This is a genomic window from Verrucomicrobiia bacterium (genome assembly GCA_023953615.1).
Taxonomy (GTDB): Bacteria; Verrucomicrobiota; Verrucomicrobiia; order Limisphaerales; family JADLHS01; genus JADLHS01.
The window spans coordinates 1,281,246-1,300,246 of record JAMLJH010000002.1; the positions used below are offsets into that span (position 1 = coordinate 1,281,246).

Sequence of the window (19,001 nt, forward strand, 5' to 3'; positions counted from 1 at the left end):
GTGGCTGCGTTACGGATCAATGCGCGCTTCCACCGCGGGATTCACGACCCAGGAGCTTTCGCGGTGTGGCAGATAGTCATTGTTCCAACGGCGACGCCAGAGGTCACTGGCGGGATCAATCACTTCCTTTCGGCGCACGGCTTCGGCATGGCCATCGGCAAACATCAGACAGGTTCGCGTTTGATGCCGGTTGGAAGGCCATTCCGCCGGAGTAGTGGGATCAATGTTGCCATCAAACGAGGCGTCCGGTTTGCTGTCGCCCAACATGATCATTTCCGATGGTCGCTTGACCTGCGATTCCTTGATTTCCGGGAACACATCCACGTCTCCGCCCAAACCAAGGCTGCCTCCGGACGGAAACGAGCCCCAGTCGTTGAAGCCGTAGGAGAAGCGGGTGGTGTGCGTGATGCCGTAGGGATCGCGAACACCTCCCGGCCCGGTGGCGCCCAGCCCGTTGGGCATTTTGTTGAGGTTCGTATCCCAGGCGCTGTTCGGATTGGCCATGGGACACCAGAACGCGGCGCGGTTGTTACCCATATAGGTCAGCAGGCGCGGCGGCCAGACGTAATAGAAGTTGGGCAGCGTGGCGGGGGTGAAGAGGCAGCCCGGGTACTTGTTCCAATCGCCGACGTACATGACGGTGGCCACGCCAATCTGGCGGAGGTTGTTGATGCACGCGGTTTGTTTGGCCTTGGCTTTGGCTTTCGCCAATGCGGGAAGCAGCATCGCCGCCAGGATCGCGATGATGGCAATGACGACGAGCAGCTCGATCAGGGTGAAACCCGGAGGTCGCGACGGGCGCAATGCGTTTTGCGACCGGTTGAAAGATTGGCTCATTGCCCGCTTTGATAAACCAATCCTTCGCTTTGGGCAATAGAATTTTAACGACCCTCAATCACACGAAATCCGTCATTCGATGAAGCCGGACAGCGGATTAAACCGCGGGTGGAAATTCAGCAACCGCGCGCTCGATCCGCCCCAGCGCTTTCTCCTTCCCGATGACTTCCAGCAAATGATACAGGCTCGGGCCATTGGGATTGCCGGTGAGGGCCAGGCGCGTGGGATGCACCAAGACGCCCACTTTGATGCCGAGTTCGGTCGCGGTCGCTTTCAGCGTTGTCTCGATGGTGGCGGCGTCAAACGTCGTCAATTGGGCAAAGGCGGCGCGGAGTTTTTCCAGGCGCGGTTTATTCTCGGGCACGAAACTTTTCTTCGCGGCTTCGGGGTCGTAGGTGATTTCGTCTTTGAAATAAAATCCGCCATAGGCCGGCAGTTCACCGAACGTCTTGATTTTGCCTTTGCAGGTGTCGAGCGCGGCTTTCACATACTTCACGTCAAAGCGGTCGGTATCCACTCCGGCCTTGGCCAGCGCGTGAACCGACATTTCGTAAAACCGATCCTCGGGCAGCTCCCGACAATACTCGCCCTGCAACCACATGAGTTTCTCGTAATCAAACTTGGCGTTGTGCCGGAGGATTTGGGGCAGATCAAAGCGCGCCACGACTTCCGCCAACGGGAGTTTCTCGGTGTTGTCCTTGGGCGACCAGCCGAGCAGGCAGAGATAATTGTTCACTGCCTCGGGCAAAAACCCCTGCGCGATATAAGCGTCAAGTGACGCGCCCTGATCCCGCTTGCTCATCTTCGAGCCTTCGGGATTCAGAATGAGTGGGATGTGCCCGTATTGAGGCGGTTCGACGCCGAACGCGCGAAACAGCGCGATGTGCTTGGCGGTATTGCTCAAGTGATCTTCGCCGCGAATGACGTGCGTGATGCCCATTTCCAAATCGTCCACCACGTTCACAAAGTGGAACACCGGCTGCCCATCCCGGCGCACCAGCACCCAGTCGGGGTCCAGTTCCTCGCGATCCGTCAACCGCCGCAACACGTCGCCCACCACAAGATCGGGAATGAGAATCGGCTCGCGCGTCATGCGGAACCAGATCGCCCCTTCCTTTTCGTAAGCGAGATCGCGCGACAGGAGTGCTTCCACGCGCCGCTGATAATTCTCGCGCCGCTGCGATTGAAAATACGGGCCGCGATCGCCTTTGGCCGGCCCCGTTGCCGCGCCGGTCAGCGGACCTTCATCCCAGTTCAATCCCAACCAACGCAAACCGCCCAGAATGGCGTCCACCGCCTCCTGCGTATTGCGCGCCGCGTCGGTATCCTCGATGCGCAAGACAAACGTGCCGCCGGTGTGCCGGGCGTAGAGCCAGTTGAACAACGCGGTCCGTGCGCCGCCAATGTGCAGGTAACCGGTGGGTGAAGGAGCGAAACGAACTCGTGGTTTCATATCAATTCAACGGTGAACAGCAGACCATAAACGGCGCCGAATGGAAAATGAAAACCATGAGCGGCATGACACGCGGGAGAAAAAGATTGCCGGAAAGCGCGTAACCAATCACTGTTGGCGGTGCTTGGCGGAGAGATGGCTGAGTGGTTTAAGGCGCACGCCTGGAAAGCGTGAGTAGCTAAACACTACCGGGGGTTCGAATCCCCCTCTCTCCGCCACTTTTCGTAGCGCGATCCTGCTGGTGACTGCCGAAGCGACTCCCGAAATCCAAGCTCCGCAAAGTCACGAAACCGTTCCCAGTTCGGGAAGCCAGCAAACAACGCGAGGCCATCCGCGCACATGTTTCTTTTGACCAAATGCAATTTTTCTTTCCGATGAAATTCTTTGGCTGGATTTTCGCGGCGCGGCGCGGCATCTTGGCGGCGCATGAAATTGATCATCATCCCGCATAGCGTGACGCTGACCGCCGCCATCGAAAACCATGTGGTTTCCAAAATCGAAAAGCTCGAGCATTTCGCCCAACGGATCATTGATGCGCGGGTGACCTTGGACCACGATCACACGCGCGCGCCGGCCAAGCAGTTTGGCTGCTCCGTGCGCATTGCCGTCCGCGGGCCGGACCTGTTCGCCCAGGATCGCCAAGCCGATCTCTATGCGGCCATCAATCTCGCCGTCAAAAAGATTGAAAGTCAGTTTCGGAAACGCCAGGGCAAGGTCAAAACCAAGCATCACATCCAGGCGTCCAAATCCAAGCAGAAGCTCAAGGAACGCGGCTTGTAAACCGGCGCCCGCGCTTCGCCAAGACCGCGGCGCTCCGACTGACTGTGGCTCTGACGCAATCTGATCTTCGCGGAAGGCGACCCTTCATTCTGCGCAGTCGGCTCGTCATGCCGATCAGCCACCCGATCATCGCCGATGGGGCGGTGGTGGTCTTGGGCGGAAAAATTCAGTCGGTCGGTCGTTGGCAAACCATTCGGCGCGAATATCCGGGTGCAGCGGTTCAGGATTTGGGCGAGGCGATCATCCTGCCCGGCTTGATCAATGCGCATTGTCATCTTGAATATACGCATCTCGCCGGAAAGTTCGCCCCCACCCGCCATTTTACCGCGTGGTTGAAAGAGATCATTGCCGCCAAAAGCGCAACGACTCGGGCCGGATTCAACGCCGCCTGGCGGCAGGGAGCGGCGCAGTTGATTCGCACCGGCACGACCACCGTGGCGGATATCATCTCACAAGCGACGTTGCCCTCGTCGCCAACCGCCCTGCGCGTGTTTGCTTTTCTGGAAATGACCGGGATAAAGTCCCGGCAAAGTCCGGGATACCTCGTCGCCGCCACCGCCAGAAAAATCAAAGCTCTCCACGCGCGATCACAACTCGCCGGATTTTCGCCCCATGCGCCCTACTCCACCACCACCAGTTTGTTGGAACACACCGCGCGCGTGGCTCGACGTCAACGTTGGCGAGTCACCACGCACGTCGCGGAATCGGCGGAAGAGTTCGACATGTTTGCCGCCCACCGCGGTCCGATGTTTGATTGGCTCGGCTCACTGCGGAATGAAACCGATTGGGGCAATTGTTCGCCGGTGGAACATCTGCACCGCGCGGGTTTGTTGCGCGCCAATTTTCTCGCGGCCCACGCAAACCATCTCACCGACCATGACCTCGCCCTGCTTCGGCGCAGTGGAGCGAGTGTGGTGCATTGTCCACGCAGTCATGAGTTTTTCAGCCATGAAAAATTTCCTTTCGCCAAACTTATTGCCGCCGGCATCAATGTCTGTCTCGGCACCGATAGTCTGGCGACCATCCGTAAACAACGCGGGCAATTGCCCACGTTGGACTTGTTCGCGGAAATGCGCGCATTTGCGCGAAGACATCCGCGCGTCTCACCCGCCATCCTGCTCCGCCTGGTCACGGTGAATGGGGCTCACGCCCTCGGCTTGACTGGAAAGATCGGTGCGCTTTCCCCGGGTGCGTTCGCGGATGTCATCGCGATTCCCTGCCGCGAAAAACTCGCGGACGTACCCGAAGCTGTTCTGCATCATCGCGGCGACATTTCCGCCAGCCTCATCAACGGCACCTGGACCATCGCCCCGCATTGACGGAGCGCGGACGGTCCCCGTCCGCAGCGCGTCGCCGCTAGAAAACCTTACAAAACTCCCAAAGTCCCCGCATTCTCCCACGCTGCGACTGGGGGAACAGTCGCGCTCCGTCTCCGCATTTGGACTCGCAAATCGCAAATCGTAAATCGTAAATTACCCCCGTGTCATCACTTGACGCCGAACTCCAGCAACGCCTCGCCGCCATCCGCGCCAGCGGATTGCTCCGCGAATTGCGCCGCGTGGATTCTCCCCAAGGCCCGCGCATCGAGATCGCCGGGCGGACGCTGACGAACTTTTCCTCGAACGATTACCTGGGGCTGGCCAACCACCCGACCCTGAAGGAAGCCGCCATCAAAGCCATTGAAAAATTTGGCGCGGGCGCGGGCGCTTCGCGGTTGATCTGCGGTTCACTCGCTCCGTTTCATGAATTGGAAACGACGTTGGCCGCGTTCAAAGGCGCGGAAGCGGCGCTGACCTTTGCCACGGGTTACGCCGCCGCGCTCGGTACCATCACCGCGCTTCTGGGGCCAAAGGACATCATCATTCTGGACAAGCGGGTTCATGCGTGTCTGGTGGATGCCGCCAAGCTCAGCGGTGCCAAACTCCGCGTCTTCGCCCACAACGACCTGAACGACTTGGAAGATATTTTGAAGTGGGCGCACCAACGTGAATCGGCCGTCAGCCATCAGCCATCGGCCATGCTCGTCGTCACGGAGAGTGTCTTCAGCATGGACGGCGATGCCGCGCCGCTGCGCGAAATGGTCGCGCTCAAGGAAAAATATGGCGCGTGGCTCCTGGTGGACGAAGCGCACGCTACCGGACTTTACGGCGCGAATCGTCGCGGCGTGGCGGAAGAACTGGGCGTGAGTGACCGCATCGAAATCCAGATGGGCACACTGGGCAAAGCGCTGGGCGCGAGTGGCGGTTACATCTGCGGCCGGCGCGCCTTGATTGATTTTCTCATCAATCGCGCCCGTAGTTTTATTTTCAGCACCGCGCCCGTGCCTGCCGCCGCCGCGGCGGCGATGGCAGGAATAAAACTGGTTCAATCCGATGCTGGACAAAAATTGGTTGAGCAACTTTGGACGCGTGTGGCTGAGTTCAAATCAGAAATCGGGAATCGAAAATCGAAAACCACCAGCGCCATCATTCCGATCATTCTCGGCGATGCAGCAACGGCGGTGAACGCGGCCCAGGCGCTGCGGGAACGCGGGTTCTTCGTTCCAGCCATTCGCTATCCAACCGTCGCCCGCGGCGCGGCGCGACTGCGCGTCACCGTGACGTCCGCTCACACGACGGCGCAAATCCACGCCCTGAGCCAGGCGTTGCTCGCACTTTCACCTCACCCTTTGGAATTTCAAAATGTCTCTCGCCCCGCTTGTTCAACTTGATCGCGCTTACGTCTGGCATCCGTTCACACAGATGCGCGACTGGCTCAAGCGCGAACCCATTGTCATTACGTCGGGAAAGGGAGCAATGCTGCGCGACGTTTACGGCAACGAATATCTCGATGCCAATTCGTCCATCTGGACGAATCTGCACGGCCATCGGCATCCGAAAATCAATGCGGCAATCATTCGGCAACTGAACAAAATCGCGCACAGTTCCGCGCTGGGCTTCGCCAATGAACCGGCAAGCTTGCTGGCGGCGGAACTGGTGCAGTTGGCCAATAAAATTTGCGATTCGCGGTTTCCGATTCATGGCCCGAAAAACAAGACGACCCGTAAATCTGAAATCGCAAATCCTAAATTGGAAAAAGTGTTTTTCAGTGATAACGGTTCAACCGCGTTGGAAGTCGCCTTAAAACTCGCCTACGAATTTACCCGGCGCACGCGCGGTCACGCCACGCCGCGCAAATCCGCGCAGAAAGCGAACCCACAACCTCGCTTCCTTTCCTTGAGCGGCGCTTATCACGGCGACACCGTCGGAGCCGTTTCGCTCGGACACATTGATCTCTTTCACAAAACCTACGGCGGTCTGCTGTTTCCGACGGATCAAGTAATGGCGCCGGCCTGTTATCGCTGTCGTTTCAACCGAGCCAAACCGCAACGCGCAGACGCGCGCACCTATCGGAAGTGCAACTGGGAATGTGTCACCCAGGTGGAACGGAAATTCGTCGCCCAAAAAAAGCGTGGCAACCCGTATGCCGCCTTCGTTTTTGAACCGCTGATGCAAGGCGCCGCGGGCATGATTCCGCAACCCACCGGCTGGTTACGGCGCGTGGCGGAAATTGCGCGCGCGCATGACGCGCTGCTCATTGCGGATGAAGTCATGACCGGTTTCGGTCGCACCGGCCAAGGTAGCGTAGGCTTCCAGCCTGAGAGTTCAGGCGGCATCCCTGCCGCCTGGTCACGGAACAAGGATGTTCCGCCAACCCGCAGGCAGGATGCCTGCGCTACACTGTTCGCCAGCCATCACGAGGGCGTTCAACCGGACTTCCTTTGTCTCGCCAAGGGACTCACCGGCGGCTATCTGCCGATGGCGGCCACGTTGACCACGCAGCCAGTTTTCAATGCCTTTCTCGGCGAGTATCACGAGTTCAAATCCTTTTTCCACGGACACAGTTTCACCGGCAACCAACTGGGGGCGAGCGCGGCGTTGGCCAGTTTGGAACTCTTGCGGCAGCCGGCTTCCCGCCAAGCCCGCAAGCGACTGGAACAGACGTTTGCCACCGAACTGGAAACGCTCTGGTCGCTGCCGCAGGTCGGAGATATTCGGCGCGTCGGTTTGATTGCGGGAGTCGAGCTGGTGAAAAACTGGCGGACGCGCGCGCCCTATCCGTTAGCCGAGCGGGCCGGCATCCGCGTTTGTGAAGCCATGGCGCAACGTGGGGTTCTGACCCGGCCCGTGGGCAACGTCATTGTGTTAATGCCGCCCTACTGCATGACCGCCGTGCAGATCAAACGCATGATCGCCGCGCTGCACGACGCCATCGCCGAAACGCTGCGATAGCCAGCCGCAGCGGAACGTCAGGAGTTTTTACCCCGGCGCAGCCACGCTCATCAAACGGATGAGTCCAGCCGGGTTCGGTGTTAACTTCACGCACGGAGCTGGCGGGCTTGCCCCCAATCCTCACTGGTAACGCAGAATTACTTTCAGTTGCGGCTCAATGGCCTGCGCCCAGATGGTGTAGCCCTTCTCCGTCAGGTGTAGAAAATCCGGCATGATCTCCTTGGCGAGCGAGCCGTCCGCTTCAATCAATTGCGAGCCAAAGTCCACATAACGGATGGTGTCGCCGTCCGCCAGTTTGGCCAGCGCTTGATTCACTTGCAGCAATTTGCCGCGTTGATGGTTGAACGTCTGGCCGCGTGGGAAAATCCCCAGCAACACCAACTTGGTATTCGGCAAACGAACGCGGATTTCCTTCACGATGGTGACCACGCCTTCCAAAATCTGCGACGCCGAGTATTGCTCAGTGCCGTCCTTGTTGTTGTTGGAGTTGTTCGTGCCAATCATCAAAACGGCCGCTTTGGGCTGCACGCCATCCAATTGCCCGTGGGCGAAGCGCCACAGCACATGCTCGGTGCGATCGCCACTGACACCAAAGTTCAAGCACCGGCGCGCCCCATAAAATCGTTCCCAAACCGCCTTGCCGGCGCCCTCCCAACCTTGCGTGATGGAATCCCCGATGAACACCACGTCGCACGGACCGGGATTATCCTTGGCGCGCTGAATTACCTGGGCTTGGCGGTTCGTGATACCGCCGGTGCGCGACACGGGCACGATGGCTGGATTGACCGAATCATCGGGAGCGGTCCAACCGGAAGTCGGCGCGGAAGCGATAAGTGCAAGCAGAGCAACGAGTGGAAATATCTTTTTCATTTGGCAGAACTCAGGATGCCGAGAGTCAGGCCGCGCTGTCAATGCGCGGGATTGGCTCTTACTTACGAGCCGGAGATGTTGGATTGAATTTCTTTCGCCCCTGACGAGATTTTTCATTCTGGTTGGACAAGTTGCCCAGCCATAAATGGCTGGGCTATTTTCGGAAATGCGTTTCTGTCATTGGCTGCGGTTTCATCGGGCGCGGCCTCGTTCCTGAAAATAGCCCAGTGCTTTAGCGCTGGGTGCAGCGTCAACAACCCGCCCCAGTCCCGTCGGGACGGTAGAAAATTCCTTTCGCCCCTGGCGGGCCTTTGACATTTCGTAAACGATCAATCCAACCATAAATGGCTGGGCTATTTTCAGAAATGCGCTTCTGTCATTCGCTGCGGTTTCATCGGGCGCGGCCTCGTTCCTGAAAATAGCCCAGCGCTTTAGCGCTGGGCGCAGCGCCAATAACCCGTCCCAGTCCCACAGGGACGGTAGAAAATTCCTTTCGCTCCTGGCGGGTCTTTGGCATTTCGTAAACGATCAATCCAATCATGAATGGCGGGTTTTGTCAGAGCATGGTATCAACGCCGATCATTGGACGGTATCGAGTATTTCGCTCAGAACGGCGCTATCCGCCGCCACGTTAATAGCCGCCGACTTGTGGCGGCAGGCATCTTGCCTGCCGTAGAGCCGGGCTTCCAGCCCCGTTGGAACAAACTCTTCCAAAATCATGGCATTCGAAAATCTCATGAGCTTTCAGCATATAACGCCCCATCCGGGTGGCAGGATGCCACCCTCTACGGCAGGCTGGGAAGCCCGCCGCCACGTCAATGGCCGCCGACTTGTTGTTCCTGAATATACTCCTGCTTCAGCCCCAGCTTTTCCGGCGCGTGCAGCACCAGCATCTTTTTGCGCACGTCGCCCGGCACGTCCCGCTGGGTGGCCCGGCTCAAACCCAGCATCAGCAAAATCGCCAGCGGCACGGTCCAGATGGCGGGTTGTTCACACAAAATCCGCAACAGCGGATGTTGCGCCCAGAAATCGTTCATGGGGGCAAACCCGGCAAAGAGTTTCCCCATCGGCCCCGGGTCCGAAGCGAGATTGCTCAGATTGGTCAAGGTGACCGCAATGAGCGCGCAGATGCCACCGGACAACATCCCCACCGCCGCGCCTTTCATCGTCATGCCGCGCCACCAGACCGACATGAACAGCAGCGGAAAATAACTGGCCGCAGCGATGGCAAACGCCTGTCCCACCATGAAATTGATTTCCAGCGGCTCCACCAGGCTGCCCAGCAAAATGGAAACCACCCCGATCAAGACCGAGGCGATCTTGAACATCCGCATCCGTTGTTCGGGCGTGGACTTGGGTTTCAACATGCGCCCATACACATCATGCGCCAATGCGCCGGTCATGCTGACCAACAAACCGCTGAACGTGCTCATGAACGCCGCAAACGCCCCGGCACAGGTGATGCCCGAAAGGATCGAGCCGAGCGGCGCGTATTTTTCATTCAGCAAACGGGGCAGTTCGAGGACGATTTTGTCCGTGCCTTTCGCGCCAATGCCGGAATACAGCTCGGGAAATAGATTGCGCCCCATCACGCCGAACACGGGTGGGAACACGTAAAAGATGCCGATGAGAATCATCACCCACATGGTGGTGCGCTTGGCCGCGCCGCCGTCGGGGTTGGTGTAAAAGCGCACCAGAATGTGCGGCAAACCCGCTGTGCCGCAGATGAGCGCGATGATGAGCGAGTAGGTGTAAAGAAGCGAATAGGGCTTGGCGGCCTCGCCGGTGATGCCCGCGGCCTTGGCGGCTTTGGTTGTGAGCGGGCCAAAGGGGGAAAGCCAGGTGGCATCGCCGGGGGCTTTTTCGGGAAGTGGCTTGCGAACGACAACTGATTCAGCAAGCACCTCTGAACTAGGAAGAACTCGAAATGCGGCATCCCCTACCGCTACAAGACTTAGGTCACAAGCCTCAAACGACTGTTCGATATACTCCTTAAGTTGAGACGTTGTAGCGCCAGAGCTAGAATTCCCAACAAACAAATTCGTGGGCCAAAATGGTCGATTTAGCCCTAGCTTGGTAAGTTTCCCTTGCAACAAGCTATCTAATTCAGCGGCCAATGTTTTCGCGGGTGGAATTAGCGTCCGTTTGGTTAGGTCGGCGTATAATTGCAACAATTGATCAGATGTAACGGCTGTAAAATTGAAGCTCACTTCTTTACCGTGGATGCCTGCGGGCAACGGCAAATCTTTCATGAGAATCTGACGGGAGGACATTCCATAATTGTTTTGCTCCAGTTGCTTCCCATAACTCCCATACACCGCCATGAGCACGAAGATGGGCACGGAGATGGCGAACATCTTCATCCAATACTGAAACGCCTGCACCAGCGTGATGCCTTTCATACCGCCGAGCGCGACGTTGAGCGTGATGACCGCGCCCACCAGCACCACGCCTGCCCAATACGGCAACCCCGGGAAGATGTAGGCCAGCGTCGTCCCCGCGCCTTTCATCTGCGGCATCGTGTAGAAGAAGCCGATGAACAACACGAACACCACGGCGATCTTGCGGAACAACGGCGAGTCGTAACGCCCTTCGGCGAAATCGGGAATCGTGTAGGCGCCAAAGCGTCGCAACGGCCCGGCGATGAACAGCAGCAAAAATAGATAGCCGCACGCGTAACACACCGGATACCACAGCGCGTCGTAGCCGCTCGACATCACCATGCCCGCGATGCCCATGAAACTCGCCGCGCTCAAATACTCGCCCGAAATCGCGCTGGCGTTCCAGCCCACGCTGACGCTGCGACCGGCCACAAAGAAATCACTGGCGGTGCGGGCTTGCTTCGCCGCCCAGAAACCCATCCAAATCGTTACGACGACCGTGATGGCGCTGAAGGCGAGGATGTAATAGTCAATGTTCATGATGGTTTTGCCACAGAGTCACAGAGGTGCAGAGTATAAAAGCCGAAGCGAATTTTTCATCTCCGTGGCTCAGTGTCTCTGTGGCTGACTTCTTTCACTTCCTCCTCCTCCAACGCAATTGAGCGGCGGATGAAATAAAACGAAATGATCCACACGGCGGGAAAGAAACCGATGCCCAACAAAAACCAGCTCAAGGTAAAACCCAGGATGCGGGTGGCCATCAATTCCGGCGCCAGATAATTCGCCAGCGGCATTCCCAACACGACCAGCAGGAACGCGAGGGCGCAGGTGATGGAGAGTTTGAGTTGTTTGCGCATCAGCGAACGCAAAAATGCTTCGCCATGCACTTCGGACGATTTTTCCGGAACCTGGGTTTGCATGAGCCGGAAAGGTTTTAACGAAGTGGCGACCAAATTCCAAGCGGTAATCCACCCTCGCTCCCTTAACTCACGCTGCTCGGGCGATTCTTGAGCAATAATTCCACGTAAGGCAGATCGGCGGGCTGGGTGACTTTGGGATTCGGCATCGAGTTGGTTACCAGGCGAACGGGTTGCCCGATGAGTTCGCAGGCGGTGGTATCATCCGTGATTTGCAGGCCGCGCGCGCGGACTTCGGTGAGGGCGCGGCGGATCACCGACACGCGAAATGTTTGCGGCGTTTGCACCGCCCAGAGCCGGGTCCGATCCACGTTGCGGCTGATGGTTAAGCCGTCCGCACTTTCCTTGATGGTGTCGGTCACGCGTTGCGCGGCAACCGCCGCACCGACCTCGCGCGCGGCGGCAATCGTGGCCATCAACAATTCATTCGTGGTGCAGGGGCGCGCGCCATCTTGAATGGCGACAATCCCGGCTTCGGACGAAAGCGCGACCAACCCGTTCCAGACGGAATCCTGCCGTTCCGCGCCGCCGACCACCAAGCGATGCGGTTTGGTGAAACTAAATTGTTGCGCGAGTTCGGCGAAGGCGGATTGCATTCCGTCGCGCACGACGAGGATGATTTCGGCAATGCCGGGCGCGTCGTTGAAACATTGCCAGGTGTGCGCGATGACGGGTCGCCCGGCGGCGACGAGGAAAAGTTTGTCCACGTCCGGCCCCATGCGGGTGCCCTTCCCGGCGGCGACGATGACGGCGCTGTTCATGGCGCGGAGTCTAAAGTCCAAAGTCCAAAGTCCAAAGTCCAAAGTCAGATACGTCCCGGAGCGCGGGCGGTCCCCGCCCGCAGCGCACCGCATGTCGGAAGCCGTCGAGTTTTTTAGTGATTTCGTTGTTGGCCACGCGCTGCGACCGGGGACCGGTCGCGCTCCGCCGGCTGGAAGCCGACGCTCCCGGGTGTTTCAACTCCGCCCTTTTCAATCCGCCGCCTTTTGCTACGCTCCTGCTCCCTTGGGGAGGTGGCGCGCCCGCAATCCGGCCGGACCTTTCCGAACTTATGGCATTGATCGTTCAGAAATATGGCGGCAGTTCCGTAGCCAACATTGATCGCATTAAAAATGTGGCACGGCGCGTGGCCGGCTACCGACAACGCGGCGAACAAGTGATCGTCGTGGTTTCCGCCATGAGCGGCGTCACCGACGGCCTGATCAAACTGGCCAAGGACATTGTGCCGCTGCCCAGCGAACGCGAGCTGGACATGCTGCTCGCGACTGGCGAGCAACAAACCATCGCCTTGATGGCCATCGCGCTGCAGGCGCTGAACGTGCCGGCAATTTCCATGACCGGCGCCCAAGCGGGCATCGTGACGAATGGCGTTCACACCAAGGCCAAGATTCACAACATCACGCCGCGCCAAGTGCATCAGGCCTTGAACGCCGGCAACGTCGTCATCGTGGCCGGTTTCCAAGGCGAAACGGAGGAAGGTCAGATCACCACCCTGGGCCGCGGCGGTTCGGATTTGACGGCGATTGCGCTGGCGGCGGCGCTGAAAGCGGATCTGTGTCAAATCTACACGGATGTGGATGGCGTTTACACCGCGGATCCGCGGCTCGCGCCAGGCGCCCATAAACTGCCGGAGATTTCCTACGACGAAATGATGGAACTGGCGAGCTTGGGCGCAAAGGTGATGCAAACGCGCTCGGTCGAGTTTGCCAAAAAATTCAAGGTGATCTTTGAAGTCCGCAGCAGTTTGAACGACAACCCGGGAACCATTGTGAAAGAAGAAACCAAAAGCATGGAAGACGTCGTCGTCCGCGGCGTTTCCTTTGACAAGAATCAGGCAAAGGTCACGCTCGTCGGCGTGCCGGACCGACCCGGCGTCGCCGCGCAGGTGTTCAAGGCCATCGGTGACGCCAACATCAACGTGGACATGATCATTCAGAATATCGGGCACGGTAACGGCTCGCGCGCCACCGACCTTTCGTTCACGGTGGACAAACCCGACCTGGCCAAGGCGAAGAAGGTCATTGACCAGCTCAAAGCGGAACTGGGCTTTCGCGATCTGCTGTCCGATGAGCAAATTGGCAAGCTCTCGATCGTTGGCGTCGGAATGAAGTCGCACTCGGGCATTGCGGGAAAACTCTTCGAGACCCTGGCCAACGAGGGCGTCAATATCGGCATGATTTCCACGAGCGAAATCAAGGTGTCGGTCATCATTGACGTCGCGCAAGGCGACAAGGCGGTAAAAGCCGTCCACCAAGCGTTCATCGGCTGATCGGTGCGCGGCGTAATTCGCGCAATGCTGGAACAGCGCGGTTAAGGTTGGAAATCGGTGTCAAAACTTCCCGACATCCCGGCGCGAAACCGATTCAATTTGCCTTCGTCGTTTCCGCCACCAGTTGACTGAGATTGGCGATCTTTTTCTCCAACTGGTCCGTCGGCCAGAGGTTCAATCGCGCCATATCCCGATACAACCCCAGCGCCACCGGCCAATCTCCCAGGCTCTCCGATAATCGCGCGGCTTCCATCCCGGCGCGCTTTTTCCAATACGGGTCCGCGGTTTCACCCGCCGCGAGTTGTTTGTCCCAATAAACGTCGAGGTCGTAGTTTCGCGCCTGCCGCAACAGGTTCGTGGTCAGCGTGCCGTCAGTTTGCAGCGCGGCCTGCTTCTCCAATACGGTCGCCAACCCATTCAACGCCTGGCTGCGCGTCGCCACATTGGCGGACGGAATCGTCAACGCCTGCTGATAGGCGTTGGAGGCGGTGAGGTAATTCGCCGGTTCGGCGGCGGCCAATTGCAACGAACAATTTCCAACCTCGCCCCACGCCTGCGCCACCAGTTCGTTGGTGGGATATTCGGTAATGACGGCTTGAAACGCCTGCCGCGCCTGTTCCAACCGCTCGAATTTATTCGTCACCGACGGCACCATTTTCATGGCCACGCCGCCATACGCGAACAGCGCCTGCACTCGCAACGCCACGGGACAATTCGTGTCGCTCATGATGTTGCTGAAATGCTCCAGCGCGTCGGGCAGCGAGCGCGGCAGCGCGGCGCGACCCGCCATCAGGTGCGCTTCGTAGGTCAACGAGGAGTTCTTCCAGTTCTGGAACAACTGCTTGTATTGAATCTCCGCTTCGCTGTAGGCACCACGACCGAAATAGAAATCGGCGATCCACCATTGCGCCCGTGGCGCGAGCGCATTGCCGGGAAATTGCGCGACAAAGTTGGTGAACAACGTCAGCGCATTCGTCTCCGCACCGCTGCGCGCCGTGGCCAGGGCCATTTGAAATTCCACCTGCGGCCGCAGGCGATTGGTCGGAAATTGTTCCAGCCATTTCTGATAGTCTTGCAACACGGCGGCCCAATCTCCGATCGCTTCGCGCATTTTGGCAATCATGAGTTCCACTTCCGGTCGCAATTCCGATTGTGGATAACGTCGCACGAACTCTTCACAAATCCGCTGTGCCTCGGTGGTGTCGTGCGCGTCCAGATATGCTTGGGCGACGAGCAGGACGCTGTTGGCCGCAAGCTCACTGGCCGGATTGGCCTCCAAAATGCCCCGCATGGCCGCCTCGGCGGTGGAGAGCGCAACCGTCGCTCCGGGAGTCGCCAACCCCGCCCGCAACGCTTGATAGCTGGCCAGCGGACGCAACGCCGCATCCAGCGCGGGCCACTGCGGCAGCAATTCCAGCACGGCTTCGTAATTGGTTCGCGCGCCGGCAAAGTCTTTCAGTTGATACAGGGCATCGGCCCATTTGAGCTTCGCCACCGCCAGATCCTCCGATACCGGCAATTGTTCCGCCGCCGCCGCAAACGCGGTCGCACTCGCGGTATAATTGCTTTGCACCCAGTAAACCCAGCCCAGATTCAACCGCGCCCGGCCCGCGTAACTCGACTGGGGAAACTCCTGCAAGACCTTCTGAAAACAATTCGTCGCCAGACTCAGCCGATCAATCTGGACCTCGTTGGTCTCGCCGCTCGGCAACCGTCCCACCTGCTGTTTCAGGTAAAGCTCGCCCAGCGTCAGCCACGCGACATCCGCCGCCGGCGCGTTGGTGGTTTGCGCAAGATACGCTTCCAATCGTTGCGCCGCCGCGCCGATTTTATTCTGCCGCAATTCCAGCCCCACGATCTGGCTTAACGCCTGACGCTCCCACGCCGCCGGGGTGTTGGTCAGATTTCGTGCCCACGTCGAAATCGCCTCATCATTGCGCTGCAAGCGTTCCAGTAAATCGGCGCGCCGGGCGACACTGCGGGCCAACCGCTCGCGCCGCGGCAAACCTTCAGCCACGGCCACCAGTTGCGCGCTTTCAGTAGCGGCCGCTTCGAGATTATTCCGCGCCATCAACGTGCGGCACAACCAATCCAGGCGCTGCCATTCCAGTTCGCCTTGCAGACTTCCGGCAATCTTATGCAGGGTTACCTCCGCATCCGGATACAACTTCAATTCAAATTGCGCCTGAGCCAGCAACAAGAAGCCACGCGCCGCCAGCTCGCTGCCGCGCGCACTCACTTCCGCCTGGCGAAACGGACCGTCCGGCTGTTTCAACAACGTCACCACCTCGGCCCAATTCGTCTGTTGCGCGTAAGCCACCGCTTCGTTCACTGCCGCTTCCAACCGTTGCGTGGAGAGCGGAAAATCCCGCGCCAGACGACCAAAGGACGCGGCGGCCTGCGGATATTGCTTGGCCGCCAGTTGCGCGTTACCGATCCAATACAAAAATGAACCTTGCGCGGAACCGGCCGTCTCGAATTGCGCCTGGAGCAAGGCGGCGGCCTCGCTGAACTTTTTCTGATGATACATCGCCTCGGCCTGCAACAGCAGCGCCTGGGAGAGCTTTTCGGATTGAGGAAAATCCTTGATGAATTCGCCGAACTCGAACTCGGCGCGATCCCAGACTTCAATCCGGAACGCCTCGCTGGCCGAATCGAACGCCTGCTTTTCACTGGCGGCAAACGCCGTCGCGGAGATGCCGCCGCTTCCCAGCAGACATCCCAGCCACAGCAACAACCACCCACATTTCATGGCGCGAATGGTAACGAGCGCTGGCCCCGGTCGCAAAGCCGGAAATCAAACCACCCTTTGCCGACTTTTACCGCGCGCGGCTCCACAACACGGCAAGACTTGAGCGAGGTTGAACCTTGCGACAGACGACTCACTCCAAAAAAATTTGGCGGAAAAATCACAACCCGCTTGACATCCTTCATGGGCGCGGCAGCGCATGGACGCCTAGTTTCTTATGAGACATCATCGATTTGTCTCCGCCAGTGACAAGTAATGGGCGACCTGCTCGTCTATGAACGGATCGCTCTTGCGCGGATGCGTGGCTCGATAATCACTCAACCATCGAAGTCGACTCAACCACTGCTTGTCTCGCTCCGCAACCGGCGTCGCCTCAGTGACTGCTCCGATATACATAATATCTGCGTGTCCAACTCACTCTCCAGCGTCTCAATCGCCTCGTTTGTATCGCCAGTGCGGATGGCCTTCAAAACACCTGCCGCCTTCGAGAAATCAGCCGTCGCACGCCGAACCTCTGGCCTACTCATCTGGGCCAAGTAACTGTCCACGGTGTGGCGAGCCTGCCAACGGCCAAGAAAGAACCCGGCGGCGAGCGCCGCAATCACCGCGAGCAAAACAAGGAGCTTCGATTTCATGGGCGTGTGAATGATGCCTATCAGTTAAGTGATCCACAGTTGCATTGGCCTGTTTGCCGTGTGATCATTGTGTCCGTAAATTGAGGTTGTCCAAACTACTTGTCAAGCTGTGGCTTCCCAAAGGGTGTGATTGGAAGTGACGGTCAATTGAGGCCGAGTTTTGGCGTGGACCAGTAGCGCGACCAGAGTTGGTTGGCGCGGGCCACGCGTAGGCCTAGCATGGCTTCGGCGTTGGTTTCCTTCCACCAACTGCCCGCCAGTTTGAGCCGTTGTTGAATCACATGCCGATGGCCGCTTTCAATCTCGCCGGAGCCGATCTCCAGTCCCGCCGTCCGTGCGCCCGCATAGTCCAGATGCGCCCGCCGTTCGCTCAAGTAGCGGTACGCCGCCCGCACGGGCGCGGTCGGCACGCCTTCGGGTTCGAGGTGCGCAGTCAACGCCCGCAGCACGGCCGACACCTTGTTTTCCAGCAACCGGCTTTGTTGGCGGCGGCGCCAGCGTTCGGGATTTTTGGGGTGAATCACCGTCGCGGCCGCCGCGAGGTATTCGCTCACGTGGTAGAAGTCCAACAAGTAATCACCTTGCGCGCCGAACTGTTCCTGGAACTGGGTGAGAATCCAGGCCGCCCCGTCGCCCACCCCATGGACGTGCGTGCGTGCGCCCAGCCCGGCGGCTTGGGCCGTGGCCCGCCACATCGCGCCAGCCAGCGTCACGCTGCCCAAGGTGGCGCCGTAGCAGGGCGTGGCCGAGTCTTTGGGCCGAGCCAGACACAAACGCGCTTCGCGCCAGATGAGTTGTTTGCCGCAGCGACGATCTTCGCTGTGGGTGGGCGGCACCATGATGGGAATCAGACTGCCGTCCAGTTGCGTGACCAGCGTGCGGACCGCGCGTTTGGGCGGCGTGACGGCCAAGGCGCTGATCCGCGCCCCGTGCGCCAAGGTGTGCTGGCGCACCGCTGTGGCCGTCACGTCCAGCCCGTAGTGTTCCCGCACGCGTTGAGCGGCGCGGGCAAAACTTTCCTCGGCCCCGAAATCCACCAGCGCCCGTTGCAACCGCCGCGAACGGCCGCGCGGATTCACCCTGGCCCGTTGGCAGAAGGGGCGCAACAACCGGCCGCGCCGGCCCAGCCGCCATTGCGTCTCCTGGACTTCCACCCACCCAAAGGTGGTCTGCCACGTCAGTCTTTTTTTTTACCGTAGTGAATGGCATCCGGATGGCGCTGGGGCACCTGGGCTTGGGTGTGGGCCTCGGCTTCGCGGGCCCACTGGCCCAAAAGCTCCTGAGCCAATTGGCGCACCTGCGCGCTCACGCGCGCTTCGGCTTCATCGGCGGTGCAGTCGTCGGTGACGGATTGGTCGAGCGTATCGGCCAGTTCGTGCAGCCGTGCCAGCACGTCGGGCCGATGCGCCAACCGCTCTTCCAGGGATCGGCGGGAAGGGGAAACGTTTTTGGATTTCGGTCGTTCATCGTTCATGAACCACTTCAAATATACAAAATCGTTCCAAGGCGCCAGGGCTAAATCACTTACAAAAAATTAGCCTTTGACCGTCACTTCCAATCACACCCCTTCCCAAAGCGAGCATTTTAAGTATTCCTATAACCGCCGACATGACGCAGCGGGCCTTCCAACCACAAGCCAAGCGTTGGGTCAAACGGACGACCGCCCTTGGTTCGGGGCGAGCACCGGCGCGACCGCGTCTTGGACTGCGGCAGTCCGCTGCCGCTATGGAATCATCGGCCCGCAACGGGAAAGCGGCAGAAGCCTGCCGCAGTCCAAAACCTTGCGGACAGAGGCGCCATTCTCCATCCGGACCCCACCTTCATGGGGTTACACTCGTT

General features: G+C 59.1%; 16 protein-coding genes and 1 tRNA gene. 6 read left to right on the top strand and 11 right to left on the bottom strand.

All coding sequences use genetic code 11. From position 1 onward, the window contains the following. Window positions 1-9 precede the first annotated feature (9 nt). Together M9920_15730 and M9920_15735 are read right to left on the bottom strand one after the other, a co-directional pair. Window positions 10-837 carry a DUF1559 domain-containing protein gene (locus M9920_15730; GenBank protein ID MCO5053729.1) on the bottom strand — a complete coding sequence of 276 codons (828 nt, stop codon included), beginning with the start codon at window positions 835-837 and terminating at the stop codon, window positions 10-12. A gap of 97 nt (window positions 838-934) precedes the next feature. Beyond that, entirely contained in the window at window positions 935-2,290 is a 1,356-nt protein-coding gene (locus tag M9920_15735; protein MCO5053730.1) for a glutamate--tRNA ligase, read from the bottom strand. 129 nt (window positions 2,291-2,419) lie between these two features. On the opposite strand from M9920_15735, the gene M9920_15740 reads away from it, so the two are divergent. From M9920_15740 to M9920_15760, 5 genes are all read left to right on the top strand, one after another. Then, a tRNA-Ser gene (locus tag M9920_15740) sits at window positions 2,420-2,508 on the top strand. A gap of 208 nt (window positions 2,509-2,716) precedes the next feature. After that, window positions 2,717-3,070 (top strand): ribosome-associated translation inhibitor RaiA, encoded by a 354-nt coding sequence (raiA, locus tag M9920_15745; protein ID MCO5053731.1) that lies wholly within the window; start codon window positions 2,717-2,719, stop codon window positions 3,068-3,070. 107 nt (window positions 3,071-3,177) lie between these two features. Then, on the top strand, window positions 3,178-4,389 hold the full coding sequence (locus M9920_15750; protein MCO5053732.1) for an amidohydrolase family protein: 1,212 nt from the start codon (window positions 3,178-3,180) through the stop codon (window positions 4,387-4,389). Between the two features lie 161 nt (window positions 4,390-4,550). Next, window positions 4,551-5,780: an 8-amino-7-oxononanoate synthase gene (locus tag M9920_15755; GenBank protein MCO5053733.1), complete on the top strand. Its 1,230-nt coding sequence runs from the start codon at window positions 4,551-4,553 to the stop codon at window positions 5,778-5,780. Further along, on the top strand, window positions 5,752-7,341 hold the full coding sequence (locus tag M9920_15760) for an aminotransferase class III-fold pyridoxal phosphate-dependent enzyme (protein MCO5053734.1): 1,590 nt from the start codon (window positions 5,752-5,754) through the stop codon (window positions 7,339-7,341). The genes M9920_15755 and M9920_15760 overlap by 29 nt, the downstream gene beginning before the upstream one ends. 120 nt (window positions 7,342-7,461) lie before the next feature. Here the strand turns inward: M9920_15760 and M9920_15765 are convergent, their stop codons facing one another. The 5 genes from M9920_15765 to ispD form a co-directional block, all read right to left on the bottom strand. Next, a complete protein-coding gene (locus tag M9920_15765) occupies window positions 7,462-8,211 on the bottom strand; it encodes a GDSL-type esterase/lipase family protein (GenBank protein MCO5053735.1) in 750 nt (249 codons plus the stop codon). 579 nt (window positions 8,212-8,790) lie between these two features. Continuing rightward, the gene (locus M9920_15770; protein ID MCO5053736.1) at window positions 8,791-8,949 is read right to left on the bottom strand and encodes a hypothetical protein; all 159 of its coding nucleotides are present in this window, start codon (window positions 8,947-8,949) and stop codon (window positions 8,791-8,793) included. A gap of 77 nt (window positions 8,950-9,026) precedes the next feature. After that, complete coding sequence (locus M9920_15775) at window positions 9,027-11,132, bottom strand: cation acetate symporter (GenBank protein MCO5053737.1); 2,106 nt, start codon at window positions 11,130-11,132, stop codon at window positions 9,027-9,029. A 56-nt stretch (window positions 11,133-11,188) separates the two neighbouring features. Next, complete coding sequence (locus tag M9920_15780) at window positions 11,189-11,512, bottom strand: DUF485 domain-containing protein (protein MCO5053738.1); 324 nt, start codon at window positions 11,510-11,512, stop codon at window positions 11,189-11,191. 62 nt (window positions 11,513-11,574) lie between these two features. Then, entirely contained in the window at window positions 11,575-12,270 is a 696-nt protein-coding gene (gene ispD, locus M9920_15785; protein MCO5053739.1) for a 2-C-methyl-D-erythritol 4-phosphate cytidylyltransferase, read from the bottom strand. Window positions 12,271-12,560: 290 nt separating this feature from the next. Between ispD and M9920_15790 the strand changes: the two genes are divergently transcribed. Then, on the top strand, window positions 12,561-13,778 hold the full coding sequence (locus tag M9920_15790; GenBank protein MCO5053740.1) for an aspartate kinase: 1,218 nt from the start codon (window positions 12,561-12,563) through the stop codon (window positions 13,776-13,778). 94 nt (window positions 13,779-13,872) lie between these two features. Here the strand turns inward: M9920_15790 and M9920_15795 are convergent, their stop codons facing one another. The 4 genes from M9920_15795 to M9920_15810 form a co-directional block, all read right to left on the bottom strand. Next, complete coding sequence (locus M9920_15795) at window positions 13,873-16,530, bottom strand: tetratricopeptide repeat protein (GenBank protein ID MCO5053741.1); 2,658 nt, start codon at window positions 16,528-16,530, stop codon at window positions 13,873-13,875. A gap of 332 nt (window positions 16,531-16,862) precedes the next feature. Beyond that, a complete protein-coding gene (locus tag M9920_15800) occupies window positions 16,863-17,162 on the bottom strand; it encodes a hypothetical protein (protein ID MCO5053742.1) in 300 nt (99 codons plus the stop codon). Between the two features lie 143 nt (window positions 17,163-17,305). Further along, window positions 17,306-18,316: a UPF0236 family protein gene (locus M9920_15805; GenBank protein ID MCO5053743.1), complete on the bottom strand. Its 1,011-nt coding sequence runs from the start codon at window positions 18,314-18,316 to the stop codon at window positions 17,306-17,308. A 23-nt stretch (window positions 18,317-18,339) separates the two neighbouring features. After that, entirely contained in the window at window positions 18,340-18,636 is a 297-nt protein-coding gene (locus M9920_15810) for a hypothetical protein (protein MCO5053744.1), read from the bottom strand. Window positions 18,637-19,001: the final 365 nt, after the last annotated feature.